Origin of the sequence: Sphingobium chungbukense, from assembly GCF_001005725.1 — a bacterium.
GTDB classification, from domain to species: domain Bacteria; phylum Pseudomonadota; class Alphaproteobacteria; order Sphingomonadales; family Sphingomonadaceae; genus Sphingobium; species Sphingobium chungbukense.
In genome coordinates this window covers 86443-106827 of record NZ_LBIC01000012.1, presented here as the reverse complement: position 1 = coordinate 106827, position 20385 = coordinate 86443, and the positions used below count along the sequence as shown (strand labels likewise).

The window sequence follows — 20385 nt, the reverse complement described above, 5'->3', positions numbered from 1 at the left end:
GGATGTGACGCAACATCTCAAGCTCCGCATCCATGTGAGCGAACCGTTCGATTTCGAACGGATTGCCGGCACGTCGGAGCTGACGGGCTGGACGGTGGACCATGGCGATCCCGAAAATGAGGATTGGGAAGTTCATCTGGATACGGGCTTCGACTTTCACGAACGCCATATCGGCCGCCTGCTGGTCAGCCCGCGCTATGTCGGCGAGCATCTGGAACGGATGTTCGACGCGATTGCGGGCTTTCCGGTGCGTCTCGCCCACAGGGACGACGGCAGTTGGCACTACGCCTTCACGGGCATGATTTCGCAGCGCCATGAAGGCGGAGAATCGCGCGAAGAAGCGGATAACGGAACGATCTGATGCATATTCAGGAAGAGTATAGCGAGCGGCATGTCCTGTCGCTGACGGTTTCGAACGAAGCCGGCATATTGGCGCGCATCGCGGGCCTGTTCACCGCGCGCGGCTATAATATCGACAGCCTGACCGTGGCCGACATCACCCCGGACCATGCGATCAGCCGCATCACCATCGTCACCAGCGGGCCGCCCAAGGTGATCGACCAGATCATCGCCCAGCTCGACCGGCTGGTGCCGGTGCACAAGGTCACCGACCTCACCGACAACGGCCCCTTCGTCGAGCGCGAACTGGCTCTGGTCAAGGTGGCTGGCGTGGGCGAGGACCGGATAGAGGCGCTGCGCCTGGCCGACGTCTTCCGCGCCAAGGTGGTCGATACCACGATCGAGAGCTTCATCTTCGAGATCACCGGCACCACCGACAAGATCGACAATTTCGTCGCCCTGATGCGGCAGATCGGCCTAGTCGAAGTCGGCCGCACCGGCGTCGTCGGCCTGATCCGCGGCAAGGAGCCGAACTGAAGCATCGTGCAGAAAAGTGGGCACCGGTTTTCTGCGCCAACGATGCGACAACACATAGCTGGAGCGCGGTGCGCTCCAGGGAAATAACCCCTCTCCCACCGGGAGAGGGAGGGGCCTACCGCGCAGCGGTGGGAGGGTGAGGGCGAAAACCCCTCCCCCGCGCGCAGGTGGTTCCCCCTCACCGCAAATCCAGGCTCCGCAAGGCGCCGACCGAACTGAAAGAAGGAACGTCAAATGAAGGTGTATTACGACCGCGACGCCGACATCGGCCTGATCAAGGGCAAGAAGGTCGCCATCCTCGGCTACGGCTCGCAGGGCCACGCCCATGCCCAGAACCTGCGTGACTCGGGCGTCACCGAAGTCGCCATCGCCCTGCGCCCCGGTTCGCCCAGCGCCAAGAAGGCCGAAGGCGCCGGTTTCAAGGTTCTGTCGAACGCCGACGCCGCCGCATGGGCCGACGTGCTGATGATCCTGGCACCCGACGAGCATCAGGCCGCCATCTATGCCACCGACATCCATGCCAATCTGCGCCCCGGCGCCGCGCTCGCCTTCGCGCACGGCCTCAACGTGCATTTCGGCCTGATCGAGCCGCGCGCCGACGTCGACGTGATCATGATCGCGCCCAAGGGTCCGGGCCATACCGTCCGCAGCGAATATCAGCGCGGCGGCGGCGTGCCCTGCCTGATCGCCGTCCATCAGGACGCGACCGGCAATGCGCATGACATCGCCCTCTCCTACGCTTCGGGCGTCGGCGGCGGCCGCAGCGGCATCATCGAAACCAACTTCCGCGAGGAATGCGAAACCGACCTGTTCGGCGAGCAGGCGGTTCTGTGCGGCGGCGCCACCGCGCTGGTCCAGGCCGGTTTCGAAACGCTGGTGGAAGCCGGCTATGCGCCGGAAATGGCCTATTTCGAATGCCTCCACGAGTTGAAGCTGATCGTCGACCTGATGTATGAAGGCGGCATCGCCAACATGCGCTATTCGATCTCCAACACCGCCGAATATGGCGACATCAAGACCGGCCCGCGCATCATCACCGAAGAAACCAAGAAGGAAATGAAGCGCGTCCTGGCCGACATCCAGTCGGGCCGCTTCGTCAAGGACTTCGTGCTCGACAACCGCGCCGGCCAGCCGGAACTCAAGGCCAGCCGCATCGCCGCCCAGCGCCACCCGATCGAGGAAACCGGCGCCAAGCTGCGCGCCATGATGCCCTGGATCGGCGCGAACAAGCTGGTCGACAAGGACAAGAACTGACGGCCACGCATTGGCCGTCACCCCGGCGAAGGCCGGGGTCCAGGGCGGCTTGATGCAAACGCCTAAGAGGTCTCAACCGGTAACCCTTTGTTTCCGGTTACGGCTCTGGAACAATCAGGGGACGTTGCCTATTCTGGCAGCGTCCCCTGAACGTTTCCGGAGAATATCCTTCATGCGCAAATATCTGATCCCCGCCGCTGCGCTCATCGCCCTTGCCGGCGGCAGCGTCGTCGTCGCCCAGCAAATGCCCGCGGCGCCCGGCGCAAGGGACGCCGCGCGCGTCACGGGGGGCAGCTACACGATCGACCCCGGCCATACCCAGATCGTCTTCGCCTATGACCATATGGGCTTTTCCAACAATCTGGGCGTCATTTCCGAATCGACCGGCACGCTGACGCTCGATCCGAAGAATCCGTCCGCCGCCAAGGTTTCGGTGGAGGTTCCCGTCACCAACCTCAAGACCGGCATCGCCAAGCTGGATGAGCATCTGATGAAGCCAGAATTCTTCGATTCCGCCAAATTCCCCAAGGCGACCTTCGTCTCGACCGGCGTGAAGGTACAAGGCACCGAAGCGGAAATCAGCGGCAACCTGACGATCAAGGGCGTGACCAAGCCGGTGACGCTCGACACCGAATTCTATGGCGCGGGCAAGGCTCCGGCGATGATGGGCGGCAAGGAGAATGTCGGCTTCGTCGCCACCACCACGATCAAGCGCAGCGATTTCGGCATGGGCTATGGCGTGCCCATGGTCGGCGACAATGTGGAATTGAAGATCATCGTCGCTTTCCAGAAATAAGCGCCTCAATACCCCTCTCCCCTTGTGGGAGAGGGCTGCGCAGACTTGGCAGCTTGCTGCCTAGTCGTAGCTGGGTGAGGGGGTTGCGGTCCAAAGGACCGCGCGGGCCGCAGGCCCGCTCCCCCTCATCCACAAAGAACACCAACCTTGCGCTTTCCCCCAACTCCGGGTAAAGCCGCCCCATCATGCAGCGCGCGCTTCTTCCCCTGCTACGACTTACACGCCCTTAGGCGTGGTATTTGTGCTGCTCTTCGCTTGAATGACGCGGCCATACGCCTAAGGGCATAATCAAGCAGATAGTCGTACCACCGGGCAGGCCCCAACGCGCCGCCCGTATGCAGAGAAGTAGCTTTCCCATGATGCTGAACGATCCCTCGCTGAAATACCGGCCCTTCCCGCAGGTCGACCTGCCCAATCGCCAGTGGCCCTCGAACGTCATCACCGCGCCGCCGCGCTGGCTGTCGACCGACATGCGCGACGGCAACCAGTCGCTGATCGACCCGATGAACGCGGAGAAGAAGCGCCGTTTCTTCGACCTGCTGGTGAAGGTCGGCGTCAAGGAGATCGAGGTCGGCTTCCCCAGCGCGGGCGCCACCGAGTTCGACTTCATTTCCGGTCTGGTGCGTGAAGGCGCGATCCCCGACGACGTGTTCCCGCAGGTGCTGACGCAAGCCCGCGAAGACCTGATCGCCACCACCTTCGAATCCCTGCGCGGCGCGAAGAAGGCCATCGTCCACGTCTATAACGCCGTCTCCCCGGCATGGCGCAACATCGTGTTCCAGATGGACCGGCCGCAGATCAAGGAAATCGCGATCAACGCCGCCAAGCTGCTGCGCGACAATGCCGCGAAGCAGCCGGACACCGACTGGCATTTCGAATATTCGCCGGAAACCTTCTCCACCGCCGAGCTGGATTTCAGCCTGGAATGCTGCGAGGCGGTGATGGACATCCTGCGCCCGACGCCGGATCGCCCTCTGATCCTGAACCTGCCCGCCACGGTCGAGGCGGCTACCCCCAATATCTATGCCGACCAGATCGAATGGATCTGCCGCAACATTTCCAGGCGCGACAGCGTGGTGATCTCGCTGCACACCCATAATGACCGGGGCACTGGCGTCGCGGCGGCGGAACTGGGCATGATGGCGGGCGCGGATCGCGTCGAGGGCTGCCTGTTCGGCAATGGCGAACGCACCGGCAATTGCGACCTGGTGACGGTGGCGCTCAACATGTACACCCAGGGCATCAATCCCGGCCTGGATTTCAGCGACATCGACGAAGTCATCCAGACCGTCGAATATTGCAACCAGTTGCCGGTCCATCCCCGCCATCCCTATGCGGGCGAACTGGTGTTCACGGCCTTTTCCGGCAGCCATCAGGACGCGATCAAGAAGGGCTTCGCGAGCCAGGAGGCGCGCAACGACCAGATCTGGGACGTGCCCTATCTGCCGATCGACCCCAAAGATCTGGGCCGCGACTATGAAGCGGTGATCCGCGTCAATTCGCAGTCCGGCAAGGGCGGCGTCGCCTGGGTGCTGCAACAGGACAAGGGGCTGAAACTGCCCAAGCGGATGCAGGCCGACTTCTCCAAGGTCGTGCAGGCGCTGGCCGACCAGAGCAGCCGCGAGTTGAACGCCGCCGACATCTGGGGCGCGTTCGAAACCCATTACCGTCTGGCGGGCGAACAGCCCTACAGCCTGATCGACTATCATGAGAGCGGCGCCGCGGGCGACCGCATCTTCACCGGCAAGATCGCGCACAAGGGCGGCGAACGGAGCATTTCCGGCCGGGGCAACGGCCTGATCTCTTCCGTGCTGGCCGCTCTGCGCGATGAGCTGGGCGTCGATCTGGAGGTCGCCGACTATAGCGAACATGCCATCGGCGCGGGCACGGACGTCGCGGCGGCCGCCTATGTCGAATGCCGCACGCCCGACGGCCGCACCATCTTCGGCATCGGCACCGACACCGACATCGCGACCGCTTCGGTCCAGGCCGTGCTGTCGGCCGCGAACAGCGTGGCGGCAGAGCGCGGGTAACTCAATACCGTTTCGTTTCCGAAACAAATGCCATGGCGAACCCCTTTCATTTCGCCATGGCATTCATGGACTTTTCACCCCGCCAGCGCCTTCACAATGCTTTCCCACTGGCCCAGCGCCGCCGGGATACCGGCCACCGGAACCCTCTCGTCCAGCCCATGGGCAAAACCGTCCTCGCCCCGCTGGAACAGGCCGGACACCCCATAGCAGGGGACGCCCAGCGCCCGGAAATGAAGGCTGTCCGTCGCCCCCGCCGACATGGTGGGAATGACCGGAATGCCCGGATGCCGGGCCGAGATCGCCGCCGTCACCGCCCTCATCACATCCGCCCGCAACGGTGAGGCATCGCTGCCCGCGGGATCGTCCAGCACCGTCATCGCCGCGCTCGAATCCGCCACCACCCGCTCCAGCTCGGCCTTGACCGTCTCGATCGCGACACCGGGGAAGATACGGCAATTCACACTGACCCTCGCACTTTGCGGCAGGGCGTTCAGTGCATGTCCCGCCTGCGCCATGGTGGCGACGCAGGTGGTCCGTACCTGCCCGATGAATTCGGGATATTCGGACAGAAGATCGGCAGACCTTGCGTCGCCGTTTTTCGCATAGCTCCGCATGGCGACGCCGACCTCTCCGCCGATCCGGTCGGCAGACAGGAGCAAGGACGCCTTGGTCAGTTCATTGCGCATCGGCGCGAAGCGATAGGCCGCGATCCGGTCGATCGCCCGCGCCATGCGATAGATGGGATTGCCCGGCGTCGGCGCGCTGCTATGGCCGCCCGGATCGGTAAAGCCGATCTCGAAATCGGCATAGGTCTTCTCCCCCGCCTGCAACTGATACAGCACCGGCCGCCCCTCTTCGTTGAGCAGACCGCCGCCGCCATCGCCGTTCAGCAGCAATTCGGCATCCTTGTATTTCGCCGCCAGTATCCGGCTCGTCACCATATGGGTTTCCTCGTCCCCCGACAGCAGCAGGGTAACGGTACGGCGCGGTTGCCAGCCCGCGCGCTTCAACCCGGCCATGGTCGCCACCATCATGGCGACATCATATTTATTGTCTTCCGCTCCCCGGCCGAAAATATAGCCTTTCTCCTCGACCGGCGCGAAAGGATCGCGCTTCCAGTCCGCCGCATTCGCCGCCACCACATCCATATGGCCGATCATCAACAGCGGCTTGAGCCGGGGATCGCTGCCCTGGATCGTCGCGGCCAGCATAGCCGTTTCACCCATGGGCGTGATCTCGATCTCCGCGTCGGCAAATCCGGCCTCCTTCAATATCGAGGCGTAATAGGCGGCCAGCGCGGGAACCTGTCCCTCCCCCTCCACGGTGCGGAAAGCGATGGATTTCATCAACACCGCCTTTGCCAATAGCGGATCGCCCGCTGCCTGCGCGGCCTGGGGTAACAGCAGCGCCGCCAGAACCACCCATCTTCTCAACAAATCGCATCTCCATGCTGGATTTCGCCATTCCGTGTGGCATAGCAGATCGCGGCGGCCAATCCGTTTGGACGTCAGTACTGCGGAAAGAGGGCGTCCTTATCCGCGTTCATCCCCATAAAGAATTGCTTGTGCGCATTTGGCGAGGTCGCTCCCCATATCGCGCGCCGGTTGTCGCGAGGAAATGGAACCATGGCCCTCAACTATCGCAGTTTCGGATTTCAGGTCCTGGCCGGCATGGCGCTCGGTTTGGCGCTCGGCCTTGTCGCGCGGTCGCTGGGAACCGGGCCGAATGGCGAACTCAACGGTTTGGCGACCGCGCTCAAGACGACGGGATCGATCTTCGTCTCGCTGCTGAAGGCGGTCGTCCCGCCGCTGGTCTTCGCGGCGATGGTCGCCTCGATCGCCAATCTGCGCGCGCTCGACAACGCGGCGCGGCTGGCGGGGCAGACGCTGCTCTGGTTCGCCTTCACCGCGCTCATCGCCGTGATCATCGGCTTGGCCATCGGCCTGATCATCCAGCCGGGCGCCGGCTTGCATGGCCAGGCGCTGCCGGTCGGCAAGCCGGATTCCATGGGCGGCTGGCTCGATTTCCTCAAAGGCCTCGTCCCCGGCAACAGCTTCGCCCTGTCGGCCAGCACCAAGGTCGCGGAAACCGGCGCCACCACGACCCTTTCCTTCAACATCCTCCAGCTTCTGGTGATCTCGATCGCCGTGGGCCTCGCGACGCTCAAGGTCGGGGACAAGGCCGAACCGTTCCTGGCCTTCGTGCGTTCGCTGCTGGCGGTGGTGCGCGCGATCCTGGGGTGGATCATCCGCCTCACTCCCATCGGATCGGCCGCGCTGATCGGCAGCGCGATCGCCACCTATGGCTGGAGCGCGCTCGCCCAGCTCGGCACTTTCGCAGGCGCGGTCTATCTCGGTCTCGCGCTGGTGTTGCTGGTCGTCTATCCCCTGCTGCTGATCGCCAATGGCCTGAAACCCCTGCCCTTCTTCGCCAAGGCATAGCCGGCGATCCAACTGGGCTTCGTATCGCGATCCTCGGTCGGCACCATGCCCGTCACCGAAACCGTGACGGAACGGCTGGGTGTCGAAAAGGGCTATGCCGCCTTTGCCATTCCCCTTGCCGCGACCACCAAGATGGACGGTTGCGCATCCATCTATCCCGCGCTGGCCGCCATCTTCATCGCCAATTTCTATAACATTCCCCTGCATGCGGCGGATTATGGCCTGATCGTCTTCGTGTCGGTCGTGGGATCGGCGGCGACCGCCGGGCTGACCGGTGCGATCGTCATGCTGACGCTCACTCTTTCCACCCTGGGCCTGCCGCTGGAGGGCGCGGGCCTGCTGCTCGCCATCGACCCGATCCTCGACATGGGGCGAACCGCCGTCAATGTCGCGGGGCAAGTACTGGTCGCTACCGTCGTCGCCAAGCGCGAAGGGATATTGGACGAACCCGCCTTTTACGGCGAGGCGGAGTTGGTAGCGGCCTGAACAGCGGTTGACCTGCGACGCGGAGGGGACCATGGGTCCCCCCATGCATCAGGTTCACATCATTGGAGGCGGTCTCGCCGGGTCCGAAGCGGCATGGCAGTTGGCGCAAGCCGGGATGAAGGTCCGCCTGTCGGAAATGCGCGGGAGCGGCGACATGACGCCCGCGCACCAGACCGAAGGGCTCGCCGAACTGGTCTGCTCCAACAGCTTCCGCTCCGACGACGCGGACAAGAATGCGGTCGGCCTGCTGCATCAGGAAATGCGGCGGCTGGGATCGCTCATCATGGCACAGGCGGAACCGGCCAAGGTGCCTGCCGGATCGGCCCTGGCAGTGGATCGCCATATCTTTTCCGATGGCGTCACCCGTACACTCTCCGAACATCCCAATGTGGAAATCGTACGGGAACGGGTCGACACCCTTCCGACCGAAGGCATGACGATCGTTGCGACCGGCCCGCTGACGGCTCCGTCGCTGGCGGCCAGCATCGGCCAGGCCGCGGGGATCGATCATCTCGCCTTTTTCGATGCCATCGCCCCGGTCGTGCATTTCGACAGCATCGACATGGACAAATGCTGGATGGCCAATCGCTGGGACAAGATCGGCCCCGGTGGCGGCGAAGGCAAGGATTACATCAACTGTCCCATGAACAAGGAGCAGTATCAGGCCTTCGTCCAGGGACTGATCGATGGTGAAAAGACCGAGTTCAAGGAATGGGAAAAGGACACGCCCTATTTCGAAGGGTGCATGCCGATCGAGGTGATGGCCTCGCGCGGTCCCGAAACGCTGCGCCATGGGCCGATGAAACCGATGGGCCTGGATGACCCGCGCACCGGGCGCTGGCCCTATGCCGTCGTGCAACTGCGTCAGGACAATGCGTCGGGCACATTATGGAACATGGTGGGTTTCCAGACCAAGCTGAAGCACGGTGCGCAGACCGAACTGTTCCGCACCATTCCGGGATTGGAGAAGGCGGAATTCGCGCGGCTGGGCGGGCTGCATCGCAATACCTTCATCCAGAGCCCCAAGCTGCTGGACGCCACATTACGCCTCAGGAGCGCGCCGCATATCCGCTTTGCCGGGCAGGTGACCGGTTGTGAAGGCTATGTCGAAAGCGCCGCGATCGGCCTGCTTGCCGGACGCTTTGCGGCGGCGGAGATATTGGGCAGGCCGCTGGCCGCCTTGCCGCCTGAAACGGCACTGGGGGCATTATTGGGCCACGTCGTCGGCAATGTCGAAACGGCGGATTATCAGCCGATGAACGTCAATTTCGGCCTGTTCCCGCCGCTGAGCGACGTCAAGAAAAAGCAGCGCAAGGAAGCCATGACCGCCCGCGCCCGCGCCGCCCTGGGGCAATGGCTGGGCGAGTTTCAGCCCGCCTGACGTTTCAGCATTTGCATTTCGGCGCCGCTTTCCGCTGCGGCGCGGTGGCGGCGAATTCGGCGGGCGTCAGCTTGCCATCGCCATTGGCGTCAGCGCTGGCGAAGCGATCCGAAGTCGTCACGGCCCACTCCTCGAAAGAGAGGAGATTGTCGTTGTTGCTGTCGAGTGCCTTGAACGCCTTTACCCGGCTGCCCATCATCTCGATCCGCGTGATGACGCCGTCCCGGTTGCGATCATACCGGCCGAAGCGCTTCTGCTCCCGGCTTTGCGGGGATGCTTCTCCGGGCATGGGCGGCGCATCCCCGACGGCATCGGGATCGCCTTCTGGCAATGCGTCAACGACGGGCGGAGGTGGAGAGCCGATCAGCGGTTGGGGGACAGCTTCGTTGCTCGCCCGCCCCTGCCACCAAAACAGCCCGCCAGCCGCCAACAGCAGCGCGGCCATCGCGCCCGCCAAAATTCGCCCCACCTCAAATCCCCCTATCGTCCCATCAGCGCGACACGCATCAATCTCAGATACAGCGCAGGGGTCAATCCCGTCGGTGCGCAACGCCCCTTCGCGATATCTTCGCGCGCGAGGTGGTAGGCAATGCGCAATGGGCGCCATTCGCTGCGCCAGACCGGCTCTTCACGCATGAGATAGGCCTGCGCCATCGCGATCGCCCTTTCGGCCATGTCCGGATCACCGCTATGCCCCGACAGATCCCACAGCGCCCAGGCCGCTCCTGCCTGAGTCAGCCAGGCGGGAATATCGCTCTCACCAGCCAGGGCCTGAAACAGACCACCGCCTCGCCCCTCCGCATAGGCATGGAGGTCGATCTCTCCGATCAGGGCCTCCCAGCCATCGAGCCATTGCGAAAGCCCATGCAGCGGTATTGCTCCCATTTGCCGCAGCGCATCGATCAAGGGTTCGCCTTGGCCCTTCGCGCCGCTTTGATCGGTCAATGCATCGTTCCACCAGGCAAGACGCATCTGACCGATCATCGGCTCGCTGGTGGTAGTTATCAAACGCGCGAACCGCGCATCGAGTGCCCAGACGAGCCGATGACGTGAAATATCGCGGCCCGCATAGGCGCTTAGCAATAGAGCAAATGGCGAAAGATCAGCGCTCATAATGAACCATCAGCATATATCAATAGAAATGGATTTTGCCGAAATTATCAGCTTTTTAACCCCAAGCGACATAGTGATCCGGTCAAATGCCCTTTGTTGGGCGGGGGCAGCCCTGCCCGAATTGGAGGTGCGGGGCAAGTTGAGGCGAAACGGATCATGGGCGATAGGATCAAGCGCACACTGTTTACACTGACGCGACTTTATCACAATCAGGCGGGAAATACGCTGGCGATGGTCGCAGCGGCGGTTCTTCCTCTTATGGGCCTCATTGGCGGCGGCGTCGATATGAGCCGCATCTATTTGACCAAGGCCAGGCTGCAACAAGCCTGCGATGCCGGGGCGCTGGCGGGGCGCAAGACCATGGGGGGCGGTGCATGGGCCGCCAACAACAATCAGGCCCTGAACGCCGCCACGGGAATGTTCGACGCCAATTTCCGGCCAGGTTCCTATGGCAGTGGAACCGTGATGCGGTCGTTCAACGAATCCGCCGGAAAGGTTACCGGCACGGCATCCGTCCCACTCCCCATGGCGATTATGCGCATTTTCGGTATTGCTTCCAAAACCATCGAAGTTGCATGCGACGCTGAAATGCGCCTTCCGAATACCGACGTGATGTTCGTACTCGACGTTACGGGATCCATGGGCAGCCCCATCCCAGGTGACACGGAAGACAAGATCGTCGGTCTGCAACGCGCAGTTCGTTGTTTTTACGAAATCGTCGCGCGCCTGGACACAATAGCGACTTGCGATGGCGGCGCCCCCTCTGGAGGAACGAGCACGGAAACGCAAATTCGTTTCGGCTTCGTGCCTTATGATACCAATGTAAATGTTGGTAAATTGCTTCCATCCAATTGGTTTGTTGATAACGCCACTTATCAATCCAGGGAAATAGTCGCAGTCTACGGCCGCCCGGTGAGCTTTGTTGATGGATCTAAGAAAGATTGGCCAGACATTAACTGGTCCAACAAAAGCGCGACGACCGCAAGCGAAGCGGAATGCCAAAACAGCTATACGATTCCTGCCGAAATCACGCAAGTTAAGTCCGGCGCGGCAATGAGCCTTGGTAAAAACGAGAGTAATGGAGGCATCCAGGGTCACGGTAACTGGGAAGCGACTCAAACCTGGCAGGACGTTCAGCGTGAATTTGTCAGTTGGAAAAGCGGTAACAACAATTGCAAATATAGGACAAAATCCAGAGATTTTACAAGAACTTATACCTTTCAGTGGGTGAATTATACCGATGGCGACGCCCAGATGTTTCGCGCGTGGTATTATCACCCCGTAACATTCGACATTCGCGCGCTGAAGAATGGGGACGGTTGGGCGGAACCCGCCTCCCTCACCACGGCGACCGGTAACAGCTTTGTGAACAAAACATTTACATGGGATGGCTGTATAGAAGAGAGGCAAACCGTTCGGGCAAGCTCTTATATGCCGATTCCATATGGGGCTCTGGATCTCGACGTGAACACGCCACCAGGCTTTTCAGATAGCAGCCGATGGGCTCCGGCACTTGGCCAGCTGATTTATCAAAGAAAAGCTGACTATAATAACAACAGCGTGCGTAGCACTAATGAGATCACAACCTTTACCAATTTTAGCACCGGCTCTTATGCCTGTACAACGCCAGCTTCGCGGCTGAAGAGTTGGCCGGATGCATCCGCTTTCGATAGCTATGTCGACTCCCTTACGCCTGGATCGAACACCTATCATGACATCGGTATGCTTTGGGGTGCGAGATTAATGTCACCGACCGGTTTATTTGCCGCGGACAATGCGACCACGGCGCGCGGCGGGGAAATCCAACGGCATATGATCTTCATGACCGATGGTGAAGCCTGCACCAGTGTTGGTAACTACCAAGCCTATGGAATAGCTTGGTACGATCGTCGACAGACGGATCCCAATACCGAACCGACAGATGGATGCTCAACAACCGGAACTCTGACCCAACAGGTCAATGCCCGTACACAGGCAATTTGCGCCGCGGTAAAAAATATGCCCAACACCACATTATGGGTAGTTTGGTTTGGGACAGCCAATACTACTATTGAAAATATGTTGAAGACTTGCGCCAGCACCGACCGCTTCTTCTCGGCCCGCAGTTCTTCGGCTCTGCAAACTACTTTCCGCAATATTGCAAATCAAATCTCCCAGCTAAGGCTGACAAGTTGATGACCCGGCCTTCGCTCACTCACTCCCTGCGTCGCTTCGGCGATCAAGACGGCACCGCCATCACGGAATTCGGGTTGATTGCACCCATATTCCTGCTGCTGATGCTGGGCGCGCTCGATCTAGCCCATACCCTCTATATGCAGGGTGTGCTCCAGGGTGTCGTCCAGAAAGCCGCGCGGGATTCCACATTGGAAAGCGGACAGGAAGAAGGCACGCAAGTGGCCATCAACCAGAAGATCGAAACCCAGGTGAAGCGTTTGGCGGCAAACGCCGACGTTACCATCAGTCGACGCAATTTCTATTCCTATACGAAAGCCGCTCAGGCTGTAGCCGAACCCTATAACGACAATAACGGGAACGGCATCTGCGATGGTGGAGAACCGTTTCAGGACAATAACGCCAATGGCGTACGGGATGCGGATGGAGGCAGCGCAGGCCAGGGCGGCACCCAGGCAGCCGTAGTGCTGACTGTCGATGTACAATATCCGCGATTTTTTCCGCTCGACAAAATGATTGGTCTGTCCGGCAAGGTCCATCTCTCAGCAAAGACCGTTCTGACGAACCAGCCCTATGGTCAAAAGCCTGGAGAACCCGTCCCGGTCGTGAGGAATTGCCCATGAGATGGAAAGGCGATTTTTCCAAGCATGTTCCAGCTTGGGCATCAAGGCTCCGCCACACGGAAAAGGGCATTGCAGTGGTCGAATTCGCACTCTGCCTACCCTTCGTTCTGGTGGCCACGCTTACGGCCGCCGAACTCGCAAATTACACCGTCACCAAGATGCGTGTCAGCCAACTGGCCCTGCGCCTTGCCGATGATGGTTCACGCATTGGAACAGGCGATCTTCTGTCGACCAAGCAGATAACGGAAGCCCAGATAAACGACCTGATGACAGGAGCCGATCTTCAAGGTTCAGCTCTCGGCCTTTTCACCAACGGCAAAGTCATCCTGACAAGCCTTGAGCCGGTTGCAAATCCTAATACGACCGATCGCTATCGTATTCGTTGGCAAAGATGCCGGGGCAGTCTCAGTTATTCGTCGGGATTCGGCAAACAAGGCGACACCAATTTGACGGGGATAGCGATAAATGGCCAAACATTGAAGGCGCCGGAAGGCGGCGCCATCATCCTCGCAGAGGTGGCCTATCGATATCAGCCGCTTGTCGGATCACGCTGGATCAATTTGTCGAGCATGGTCGAAACCGCCGAGATGTATGTTCGTGACAATCGCGAATATGCTGGGCCAACCGGCGGCGTGGGCATTTACAATCCGGAAAATATCACAGCTTCCACTTGTAGCTGAGGGGGAGCAATAGACTTCTCACCCCTCCCCGTCATTATCAGCGATAGCAGACTTTTTTGACAGCGGCGACGACGCGTGATGGGTCGATGAGTGCGGCCTTTTCGAGGTTGGCGGCATAGGGGAGCGGCACGTCCTCGTTGGTGACGCGCAGCACCGGGGCGTCGAGGTCGTCGAAGCCCTGTTCCATCACCACCGCCGCAATCTCCGAGGCGATCGAGCAGACCGGCCAGCCCTCCTCCACCACCACCAGGCGGTTGGTCTTCTTCAGGCTCTGCAACACCGTCGCGGTATCCAACGGACGCAGCGTGCGCAGGTCGACCACCTCCGCATCGATGCCCTCGCCCGCCAGCGTCTCCGCCGCCTCCAGCGCCACGCCCACGCCGATCGAATAGCTCACCAGCGTCACGTCCCGGCCCTCGCGCATGATCCGCGCCTTGCCGATCGGCAACACATAATCGTCGACCTTGGGCACATCGAAGCTGCGGCCGTAGACCAGCTCATTCTCCAGGAACACCACCGGATCGTCCGAGCGGATCGCCGCCTTGAGCAGCCCCTTGGCATCGGCCGCATCATAGGGCGCGATCACGATCAGGCCGGGAACCGCCGCATACCAGGGGCCGTAATTCTGGCTGTGCTGCGCCGCGACCCGGCTCGCCGCGCCGTTGGGGCCACGGAACACGATCGGGCAGCGCATCTGGCCGCCCGACATGTAATTGGTCTTGGCCGCCGAGTTGATGATATGGTCGATCGCCTGCATCGCGAAGTTGAACGTCATGAACTCGACGATCGGCTTCAACCCGCCCATCGCCGCGCCCGCGCCGATCCCGGCAAAGCCATATTCGGTGATCGGCGTGTCGATCACCCGCTTGTCGCCAAATTCCTCCAGCAGGCCCTGCGTCACCTTGTAGGCGCCCTGATATTCGGCGACTTCCTCGCCCATCACGAAGACCCGCTCGTCGCGGCGCATTTCCTCCGCCATGGCGTCGCGCAGCGCTTCGCGAACCGTCGTCTTGAGATATTCGGTGCCCTCGGGCAGCGCCGGGTCCTTGACGGTCGCCTTCGCCTCAGGGACCAGCTTCGCCGTACCGCTCTGCGCCTTCTTCGGTTCGGGAGCCGCCTCAGCCTTGGGCGCTTCCGCCTTGGGAGCCGGAACAGGCGCTGCCGCGTCATCCGCCCCTTCGCCCGCCCCTTCGCCCGCCATCGTCGCAATGACGGTGCCCACCTTCACCCCCTCGGTGCCTTCGGGAACGACGATCCGGCCGATCTGGCCCTCATCCACCGCCTCGAACTCCATCGTCGCCTTGTCGGTCTCGATCTCCGCCAATATGTCGCCCGAGCGGACCTCGTCCCCTTCCTTCACCAGCCATTTCGCCAGCGTGCCTTCCTCCATCGTCGGCGACAGCGCCGGCATCTTGATCTCGATACCCATCAATATTGCTCCACCAGCACGTCGGTATACAGATCGTGCAGTTCCGGTTCGGGAGAGGTTTCGGCAAAGTCCGCCGCGTCGCTGACGATTTTGCGGATGTCCTGGTCGATTGTCTTGAGTTCGTCCTCGGATACGCCCGCTGCGGTGAGATATTTCTTCACCCCCTCGATCGGATCGGACTTCTCGCGCATCGACTGCACTTCCTCGCGCGAGCGATATTTGGCCGGGTCCGACATCGAGTGGCCGCGATAGCGATAGGTCTTCATCTCCAGCAGGATCGGGCCATTGCCCGCCTGCACCCATTTGAGCGCCTCTTCCGTCGCGCCGCGCACGGCGAGCACGTCCATGCCGTTCACCTGGATGCCCGGAATGCGGAAGCTCTCGCCCCGGCGATACAGTTGGTCCTCGGCCGAGGAGCGGTTGACGCTGGTGCCCATGGCATATTGGTTGTTCTCGATCACGAAGATGATCGGCAGCTTCCACAGCTCGGCCATGTTGAAGCTTTCATAGACCTGGCCCTGGTTCGCCGCGCCGTCGCCGAAATAGGCGACGCACACGCCGCCGTCTCCATTATATTTGTGCGCAAAGCCCAGACCCGCGCCCAGCGACACCTGCGCGCCGACGATGCCGTGGCCGCCGTAGAATTTATGCTCGACGCTGAACATGTGCATCGATCCGCCCTTGCCGCGCGAAATGCCCGCTTCCCGGCCGGTCAGTTCCGCCATGATGACATTGGGATCGATGCCATAGGCCAGCATGTGCCCATGGTCGCGATAGCCGGTGATCACGCTGTCCTTGCCGGGCTTCAGCGCCGACTGGATGCCCACCGCCACCGCTTCCTGCCCGATATACAGATGGCAAAAGCCCCCGATCAGACCCAGGCCGTAAAGCTGCCCCGCCTTCTCCTCGAAACGACGGATCAACACCATCTGACGGTAAAATTCCAGCAACTCCTCTCGCGTCGCTTCATAATCCTCAGGCAAGGAAGGCCGTAAACGGTTGTGATCCGCACCTGCTGGTTTGGCTGCCTTCGCGCGTGCAGGGCGCGGCGTCGTTGTTTTCGCCAAGGCTATTATCCTTTTGCGTGGGTGAGGATGGAAGGAAGGCGGGTATAGCGGCAGAAGGCCCCAAAATGCAACGCGGCATGGGGCATCAAAGCAAGGCAAGACGATCAATCAGCCGTGCCGAACGATCAATTTAGCGGGACGATGACTTCATCATGATGGACGACGCCCAGCTCCCGCCGGATCAGTTCGTCGGAGAGGTCGGGATCGACGCGCCGGGGATTGAGCAAATCCACCCGGTTCTTCAGTTCCTGCCGATGCACCTGGACCTGCTTCAGTTCGCCCTGCGCATTGTGCAGCTGTCGCTTATAATCGCCCCACGCCAGGATGCCGTTGGAACCCAACACCACATAGCCGGCGAAGAAAAGAAGAAGAAGCACCGCAATCGCCGGCCCGAAAGCCGAAAAGAGCAACATGCGGAGTTTCGCGATATGCGCCATGGACCAGTTGAATCACAGGGACGGACTGGCCGCAAGCGAAATTTTACTGTCGTTGCGGCCAGTGATCGAAAAAGGAATTAACGGAAGATTGAACGGCCCGCATAAACGGCAATGTCGCCCAATTCTTCTTCGATACGGATCAGCTGGTTATATTTGGCCAACCGGTCCGAGCGGGCCAGCGAACCCGTCTTGATCTGGCCGCAATTGGTTGCGACGGCGAGATCAGCGATGGTCGCATCCTCGGTCTCGCCCGAACGGTGCGACATGACCGCCGTATAGCGCGCGCGATGCGCCATGTCGACGGCCGCCAGCGTTTCGGTCAGCGAGCCGATCTGGTTGACCTTGACCAGCAGAGAATTGGCGAGCCCCTTGCCGATGCCCATTTCCAGGCGCTTGGGATTTGTGACGAACAGGTCGTCACCGACCAGCTGAACCTTGCCGCCGATCTTGTCGGTCAGCGCCTTCCAGCCTTCGAAATCATCTTCGCTCATGCCGTCCTCGATCGACTTGATCGGATAGTCCGCGCAAAGAGCTGCCAGATAATCGGCCATTTCGACCGGGCTGAGCGAAAGGCCTTCGCCCGAAATCTCGTACTTGTCGTTCTTGAAAAATTCCGTCGCCGCGCAGTCCAGCGCGAGCACGACGTCATCACCCGGCTTGTAACCGGCCTTCTCGACCGACAGCATGATGAAGTCGAGCGCATCACGGGTCGAGGCGATGTTGGGCGCGAAACCGCCTTCATCACCGACCGAAGTCGCCAGCCCCTTGTCGTGCAGGCCCTTCTTGAGCGTATGGAAGATTTCCGAACCGATCCGCACGGCGTCGGCAATGCTCTCTGCACCGACGGGCATGATCATGAATTCCTGGAAGTCGATCGGGTTGTCGGCATGCTCGCCGCCGTTGATGATGTTCATCATCGGCACCGGCAGCACATGGGCGTTGACGCCGCCGACATAGCGGTAGAGCGGCAGGCCGCGCGCGTCGGCCGCCGCCTTGGCGACGGCAAGGCTGACGCCCAAAATGGCGTTGGCACCGAGGTTCGACTTATTCTCCGTCCCGTCGAGCGCGATCATCGCGGCGTCGACCTCGGCCTGGTCCTCGGCATCGAGGCCGATGATCTGCTCGGCGATCTCGTCGTTGACGGCGGAGACGGCGGCGAGCACGCCCTTGCCCAGATATTTGCTCTTATCGCCGTCCCGCTTCTCCACCGCTTCATAAGCACCGGTCGATGCGCCAGAGGGTACAGCGGCACGGCCAAAGCTGCCATCCTCCAGCATCACATCGACTTCGACGGTCGGATTGCCGCGGCTGTCCAGGATCTGGCGGGCGTGAATATCGAGAATGGCGGTCATGGATCGCTCCTTGAAATGGCTCTGCGGACGGGCTCTGGGTCGCTTTTCGCGCCCCGCTTAGCCACGCCCTCTCCGCTTGGCAATGCGGGGGCTTGCAAGGACTCGAAAAATGCCGATGCTCAAAATAGTAACGGCAACGGAACTGTGGACGGTGGCGAAGCATTTGGAAAAATGCCGCCCGACCGTTTCACGGATTCCACCGTATCTTTCAAAGGGAGACTTAGGACGATGGCCGACACCCCGGAAACCCCGCCCGCCAAGCGCACCAGAAAAGCCGGCACTCCCCAGTCCGCCAAGACGCCGTCGCCCAGTGCCTCATCACCCAAGGCAAAGCCGGCCAAGGCGGTGAAGGCCGCGCCGGTCAAGACCGCCGCCACCCGCAAGGCCAAGGCCCCCAAGAAGCCAGGCAACGGCGCCGCCGCGCACGGCTGGACCGCACAGATCGCTCCCCTGAAGGTCCAGGCCGAAAAAGCGGCCAAATCCGCCGTGGACAAGCTGAATGCCGTCGATTGGAAAGCCCATGTCGATCCGCTGAAGGAACAGGCGAGCAAGACCGCCAAATCCGCCGCAGGCGTCGCCAAGGACAAGACCGGATCGGCAATGCAAAGCCTGGCCAAGCTGATTTCCGACACGGCCGGCACGGTCGATGCCAAGCTTGGGCCGCAATATGGCGATTATGCCCGACAGGCGGCCGAATCGGTGGCTGGCGCCGCCAAGACGCTCGACAGCAAGGATGTCGATCAACTCATGACCGAAGCCCGGGATTTCGTACGCAAGAGCCCGGCCGTTGCGATCGGGGCGGCAGCCGTGGTCGGCTTTGTGCTGATGCGCCTGGCCAAGGGATCCGACGACGCCTGAGCGCTTGATTGCAAATGATGAAATCAAAGCTCCTATTACCGGGGCGGAGGATATTTTGACGCAAGATCCCATGCGCTCCGAAGGGCAGGACGAGTCCGGCCGCAATGAATCCGTGCGAGATGAGTCCGTTCGTGATGTTTGGGCGCGCCTATATACCGATGGGCGCGCCTATGCCGAGGCGGAGGTCGAACGGCAGAAGCTGCGCGCGGGAATCATCGGCGCAGGAGTCCGCGAGGCGCTGATCCTTGCAGGGGTCAGCATCATATTGATCTTTGCCAGCCTTGTGGCCTCTATGGTCGGCGGGATTCTTTTTTTCGCACCGCTCGTGGGCATGGGTTGGGCCATCTGCATCGTCGTCGGCGGCGGGTTGCTGCTCGCCCTGATATTGCTGCTGTTCGCCAAGGGACGGATCGATCGGATGAAGAAGGCCGTCAAATCATGAGCCGGGAAGAAGCCTATCAAGCGGCGGCAAATAGGGCAGAGGAGCGCAAGGCGACCTTCCTCTCCACCATGCAGACCGCCAGGGAGCGGGTCGCCCCGGCGCGGCTGAAACAGGACGCCAAGGTCAAGGTCAGCCAAACCGTTCTGGACGGCGCCGCCTATGCCGCGGCGAAAGTACAGCAACGACCGGCCGCAACCGCGGCAGCGTTGGGCGCCTTCGCCCTTTATGTGATGCGGCGCCCCCTTGGGACATTTTTCCGACGGATATACGTTCGGATCAGCAACCACACAGACGAGACTTCGGAGACTGACCATGGCTGATATCCGCTCTCAAATCACGCGCGCCCGTGAAGCGGCGAACGACATGGCGGAAAGCGCGTCGGGCCTGTTACGCGATACGACGGATCGTGCCAGGGAAAGCGCGGGCGATCTGATCCAGGCCGGCCGGGAACGAGCCGGGGACGCACGCGACAAAGCTCTCGACAAGGCGACGTCCGCCTATGCCGATGCGCGCGACCGCACCCAGCGGGTGGCGGCGCGCGCCAATGAGATCGTGCAGGAGCATCCGGTCGCTGCGGTCGCAGGTGCCGTGGCGGCAGGGGCGATCATTGCATGGATGTTCCCCAAGAGCCGGAAGGCGATGCAAGCCCTGCCCGGCCTTGCATCCACCGCCAGCGCCAAGGTGATCGAGGCCGCGCTGGCCGCTCGCGCAGTTGCGGGGGAAAGCGCCGAAAGCCTGAAATCGAGCGCTGGCGAAGTGCTGCACGATGTCGGCGAAGGGGCCAAAGAAGCCGCTTCATCGGCCAAGAATGCAGCCGCTTCGGCCGATCTGGGGGGCAGGACCTCCCACCTAGCGGACGACGCCGTGGCTTTGGTAGCCAGCAAGATCGACGCGCTCAGCGCAGCTCTGAAGGCGCGGTTGCCCAAAACGTAATCGCTTCTTCAT

20 protein-coding genes and 1 pseudogene are annotated in these 20385 nt (G+C 61.5%); 14 read left to right on the top strand and 7 right to left on the bottom strand.

The window, feature by feature from the left end; translation table 11 throughout:
- Positions 1–4 precede the first annotated feature (4 nt).
- From YP76_RS21855 to leuA, 5 genes are all read left to right on the top strand, one after another.
- Positions 5–361 carry a hypothetical protein gene (locus tag YP76_RS21855; protein WP_046765712.1) on the top strand — a complete coding sequence of 119 codons (357 nt, stop codon included), beginning with the start codon at positions 5–7 and terminating at the stop codon, positions 359–361.
- Entirely contained in the window at positions 361–876 is a 516-nt protein-coding gene (ilvN, locus tag YP76_RS21850; protein WP_046765711.1) for an acetolactate synthase small subunit, read from the top strand. Before YP76_RS21855 ends, ilvN begins: the two co-directional genes overlap by 1 nt.
- Positions 877–1110: 234 nt before the next feature.
- Complete coding sequence (ilvC, locus tag YP76_RS21845; RefSeq protein WP_046765710.1) at positions 1111–2130, top strand: ketol-acid reductoisomerase; 1020 nt, start codon at positions 1111–1113, stop codon at positions 2128–2130.
- Positions 2131–2302: 172 nt separating this feature from the next.
- The gene (locus YP76_RS21840; protein WP_046765709.1) at positions 2303–2926 is read left to right on the top strand and encodes a YceI family protein; all 624 of its coding nucleotides are present in this window, start codon (positions 2303–2305) and stop codon (positions 2924–2926) included.
- 356 nt (positions 2927–3282) lie between these two features.
- On the top strand, positions 3283–4959 hold the full coding sequence (gene leuA / locus YP76_RS21835; protein WP_046765708.1) for a 2-isopropylmalate synthase: 1677 nt from the start codon (positions 3283–3285) through the stop codon (positions 4957–4959).
- 74 nt (positions 4960–5033) lie between these two features.
- On the opposite strand, the gene YP76_RS21830 is transcribed toward leuA, so the two are convergent.
- On the bottom strand, positions 5034–6395 hold the full coding sequence (locus YP76_RS21830; RefSeq protein WP_046765707.1) for a M20/M25/M40 family metallo-hydrolase: 1362 nt from the start codon (positions 6393–6395) through the stop codon (positions 5034–5036).
- 189 nt (positions 6396–6584) lie between these two features.
- Here YP76_RS21830 and YP76_RS21825 point away from each other — a divergent pair.
- A pseudogene (locus YP76_RS21825) lies at positions 6585–7886 on the top strand (dicarboxylate/amino acid:cation symporter).
- 43 nt (positions 7887–7929) lie between these two features.
- Entirely contained in the window at positions 7930–9267 is a 1338-nt protein-coding gene (gene trmFO, locus YP76_RS21820; protein WP_046765706.1) for a methylenetetrahydrofolate--tRNA-(uracil(54)-C(5))-methyltransferase (FADH(2)-oxidizing) TrmFO, read from the top strand.
- Positions 9268–9271: 4 nt separating this feature from the next.
- Here trmFO and YP76_RS21815 read toward each other — a convergent pair whose 3' ends face one another.
- Together YP76_RS21815 and YP76_RS21810 are read right to left on the bottom strand one after the other, a co-directional pair.
- Complete coding sequence (locus YP76_RS21815) at positions 9272–9736, bottom strand: EF-hand domain-containing protein (protein WP_046765705.1); 465 nt, start codon at positions 9734–9736, stop codon at positions 9272–9274.
- 11 nt (positions 9737–9747) lie between these two features.
- Entirely contained in the window at positions 9748–10380 is a 633-nt protein-coding gene (locus YP76_RS21810) for a hypothetical protein (protein ID WP_046765704.1), read from the bottom strand.
- 156 nt (positions 10381–10536) lie between these two features.
- On the opposite strand from YP76_RS21810, the gene YP76_RS21805 reads away from it, so the two are divergent.
- The 3 genes from YP76_RS21805 to YP76_RS21795 are packed head-to-tail and all read left to right on the top strand — an operon-like array spanning position 10537 to position 13855.
- The gene (locus tag YP76_RS21805; protein ID WP_046765703.1) at positions 10537–12555 is read left to right on the top strand and encodes a Tad domain-containing protein; all 2019 of its coding nucleotides are present in this window, start codon (positions 10537–10539) and stop codon (positions 12553–12555) included.
- Complete coding sequence (locus YP76_RS21800) at positions 12555–13175, top strand: TadE/TadG family type IV pilus assembly protein (protein ID WP_046765702.1); 621 nt, start codon at positions 12555–12557, stop codon at positions 13173–13175. Before YP76_RS21805 ends, YP76_RS21800 begins: the two co-directional genes overlap by 1 nt.
- A complete protein-coding gene (locus YP76_RS21795) occupies positions 13172–13855 on the top strand; it encodes a TadE/TadG family type IV pilus assembly protein (RefSeq protein ID WP_046765701.1) in 684 nt (227 codons plus the stop codon). The genes YP76_RS21800 and YP76_RS21795 overlap by 4 nt, the downstream gene beginning before the upstream one ends.
- A gap of 37 nt (positions 13856–13892) precedes the next feature.
- Here the strand turns inward: YP76_RS21795 and YP76_RS21790 are convergent, their stop codons facing one another.
- The 4 genes from YP76_RS21790 to eno all read right to left on the bottom strand — a co-directional run bounded on the left by YP76_RS21790 (position 13893) and on the right by eno (position 18140).
- Positions 13893–15284, bottom strand: coding sequence for a pyruvate dehydrogenase complex E1 component subunit beta (locus YP76_RS21790; protein ID WP_046765700.1), 1392 nt, complete (start codon positions 15282–15284; stop codon positions 13893–13895).
- Entirely contained in the window at positions 15284–16351 is a 1068-nt protein-coding gene (gene pdhA / locus YP76_RS21785) for a pyruvate dehydrogenase (acetyl-transferring) E1 component subunit alpha (RefSeq protein WP_046765699.1), read from the bottom strand. The genes YP76_RS21790 and pdhA overlap by 1 nt, the downstream gene beginning before the upstream one ends.
- Positions 16352–16476: 125 nt before the next feature.
- The gene (locus YP76_RS21780; RefSeq protein ID WP_046765698.1) at positions 16477–16788 is read right to left on the bottom strand and encodes an FtsB family cell division protein; all 312 of its coding nucleotides are present in this window, start codon (positions 16786–16788) and stop codon (positions 16477–16479) included.
- Positions 16789–16865: 77 nt separating this feature from the next.
- Complete coding sequence (gene eno / locus YP76_RS21775) at positions 16866–18140, bottom strand: phosphopyruvate hydratase (RefSeq protein WP_046765697.1); 1275 nt, start codon at positions 18138–18140, stop codon at positions 16866–16868.
- A gap of 228 nt (positions 18141–18368) precedes the next feature.
- On the opposite strand from eno, the gene YP76_RS21770 reads away from it, so the two are divergent.
- The 4 genes from YP76_RS21770 to YP76_RS21755 are packed head-to-tail and all read left to right on the top strand — an operon-like array spanning position 18369 to position 20373.
- A complete protein-coding gene (locus YP76_RS21770) occupies positions 18369–18998 on the top strand; it encodes a hypothetical protein (protein ID WP_046765696.1) in 630 nt (209 codons plus the stop codon).
- Between the two features lie 55 nt (positions 18999–19053).
- Positions 19054–19440, top strand: coding sequence for a hypothetical protein (locus YP76_RS21765; RefSeq protein ID WP_332307429.1), 387 nt, complete (start codon positions 19054–19056; stop codon positions 19438–19440).
- A complete protein-coding gene (locus YP76_RS21760) occupies positions 19437–19760 on the top strand; it encodes a hypothetical protein (RefSeq protein WP_046765694.1) in 324 nt (107 codons plus the stop codon). The genes YP76_RS21765 and YP76_RS21760 overlap by 4 nt, the downstream gene beginning before the upstream one ends.
- Positions 19753–20373, top strand: a complete 621-nt coding sequence (locus tag YP76_RS21755) for a hypothetical protein (RefSeq protein ID WP_046765693.1) — start codon at positions 19753–19755, stop codon at positions 20371–20373. Before YP76_RS21760 ends, YP76_RS21755 begins: the two co-directional genes overlap by 8 nt.
- Positions 20374–20385 lie beyond the last annotated feature (12 nt).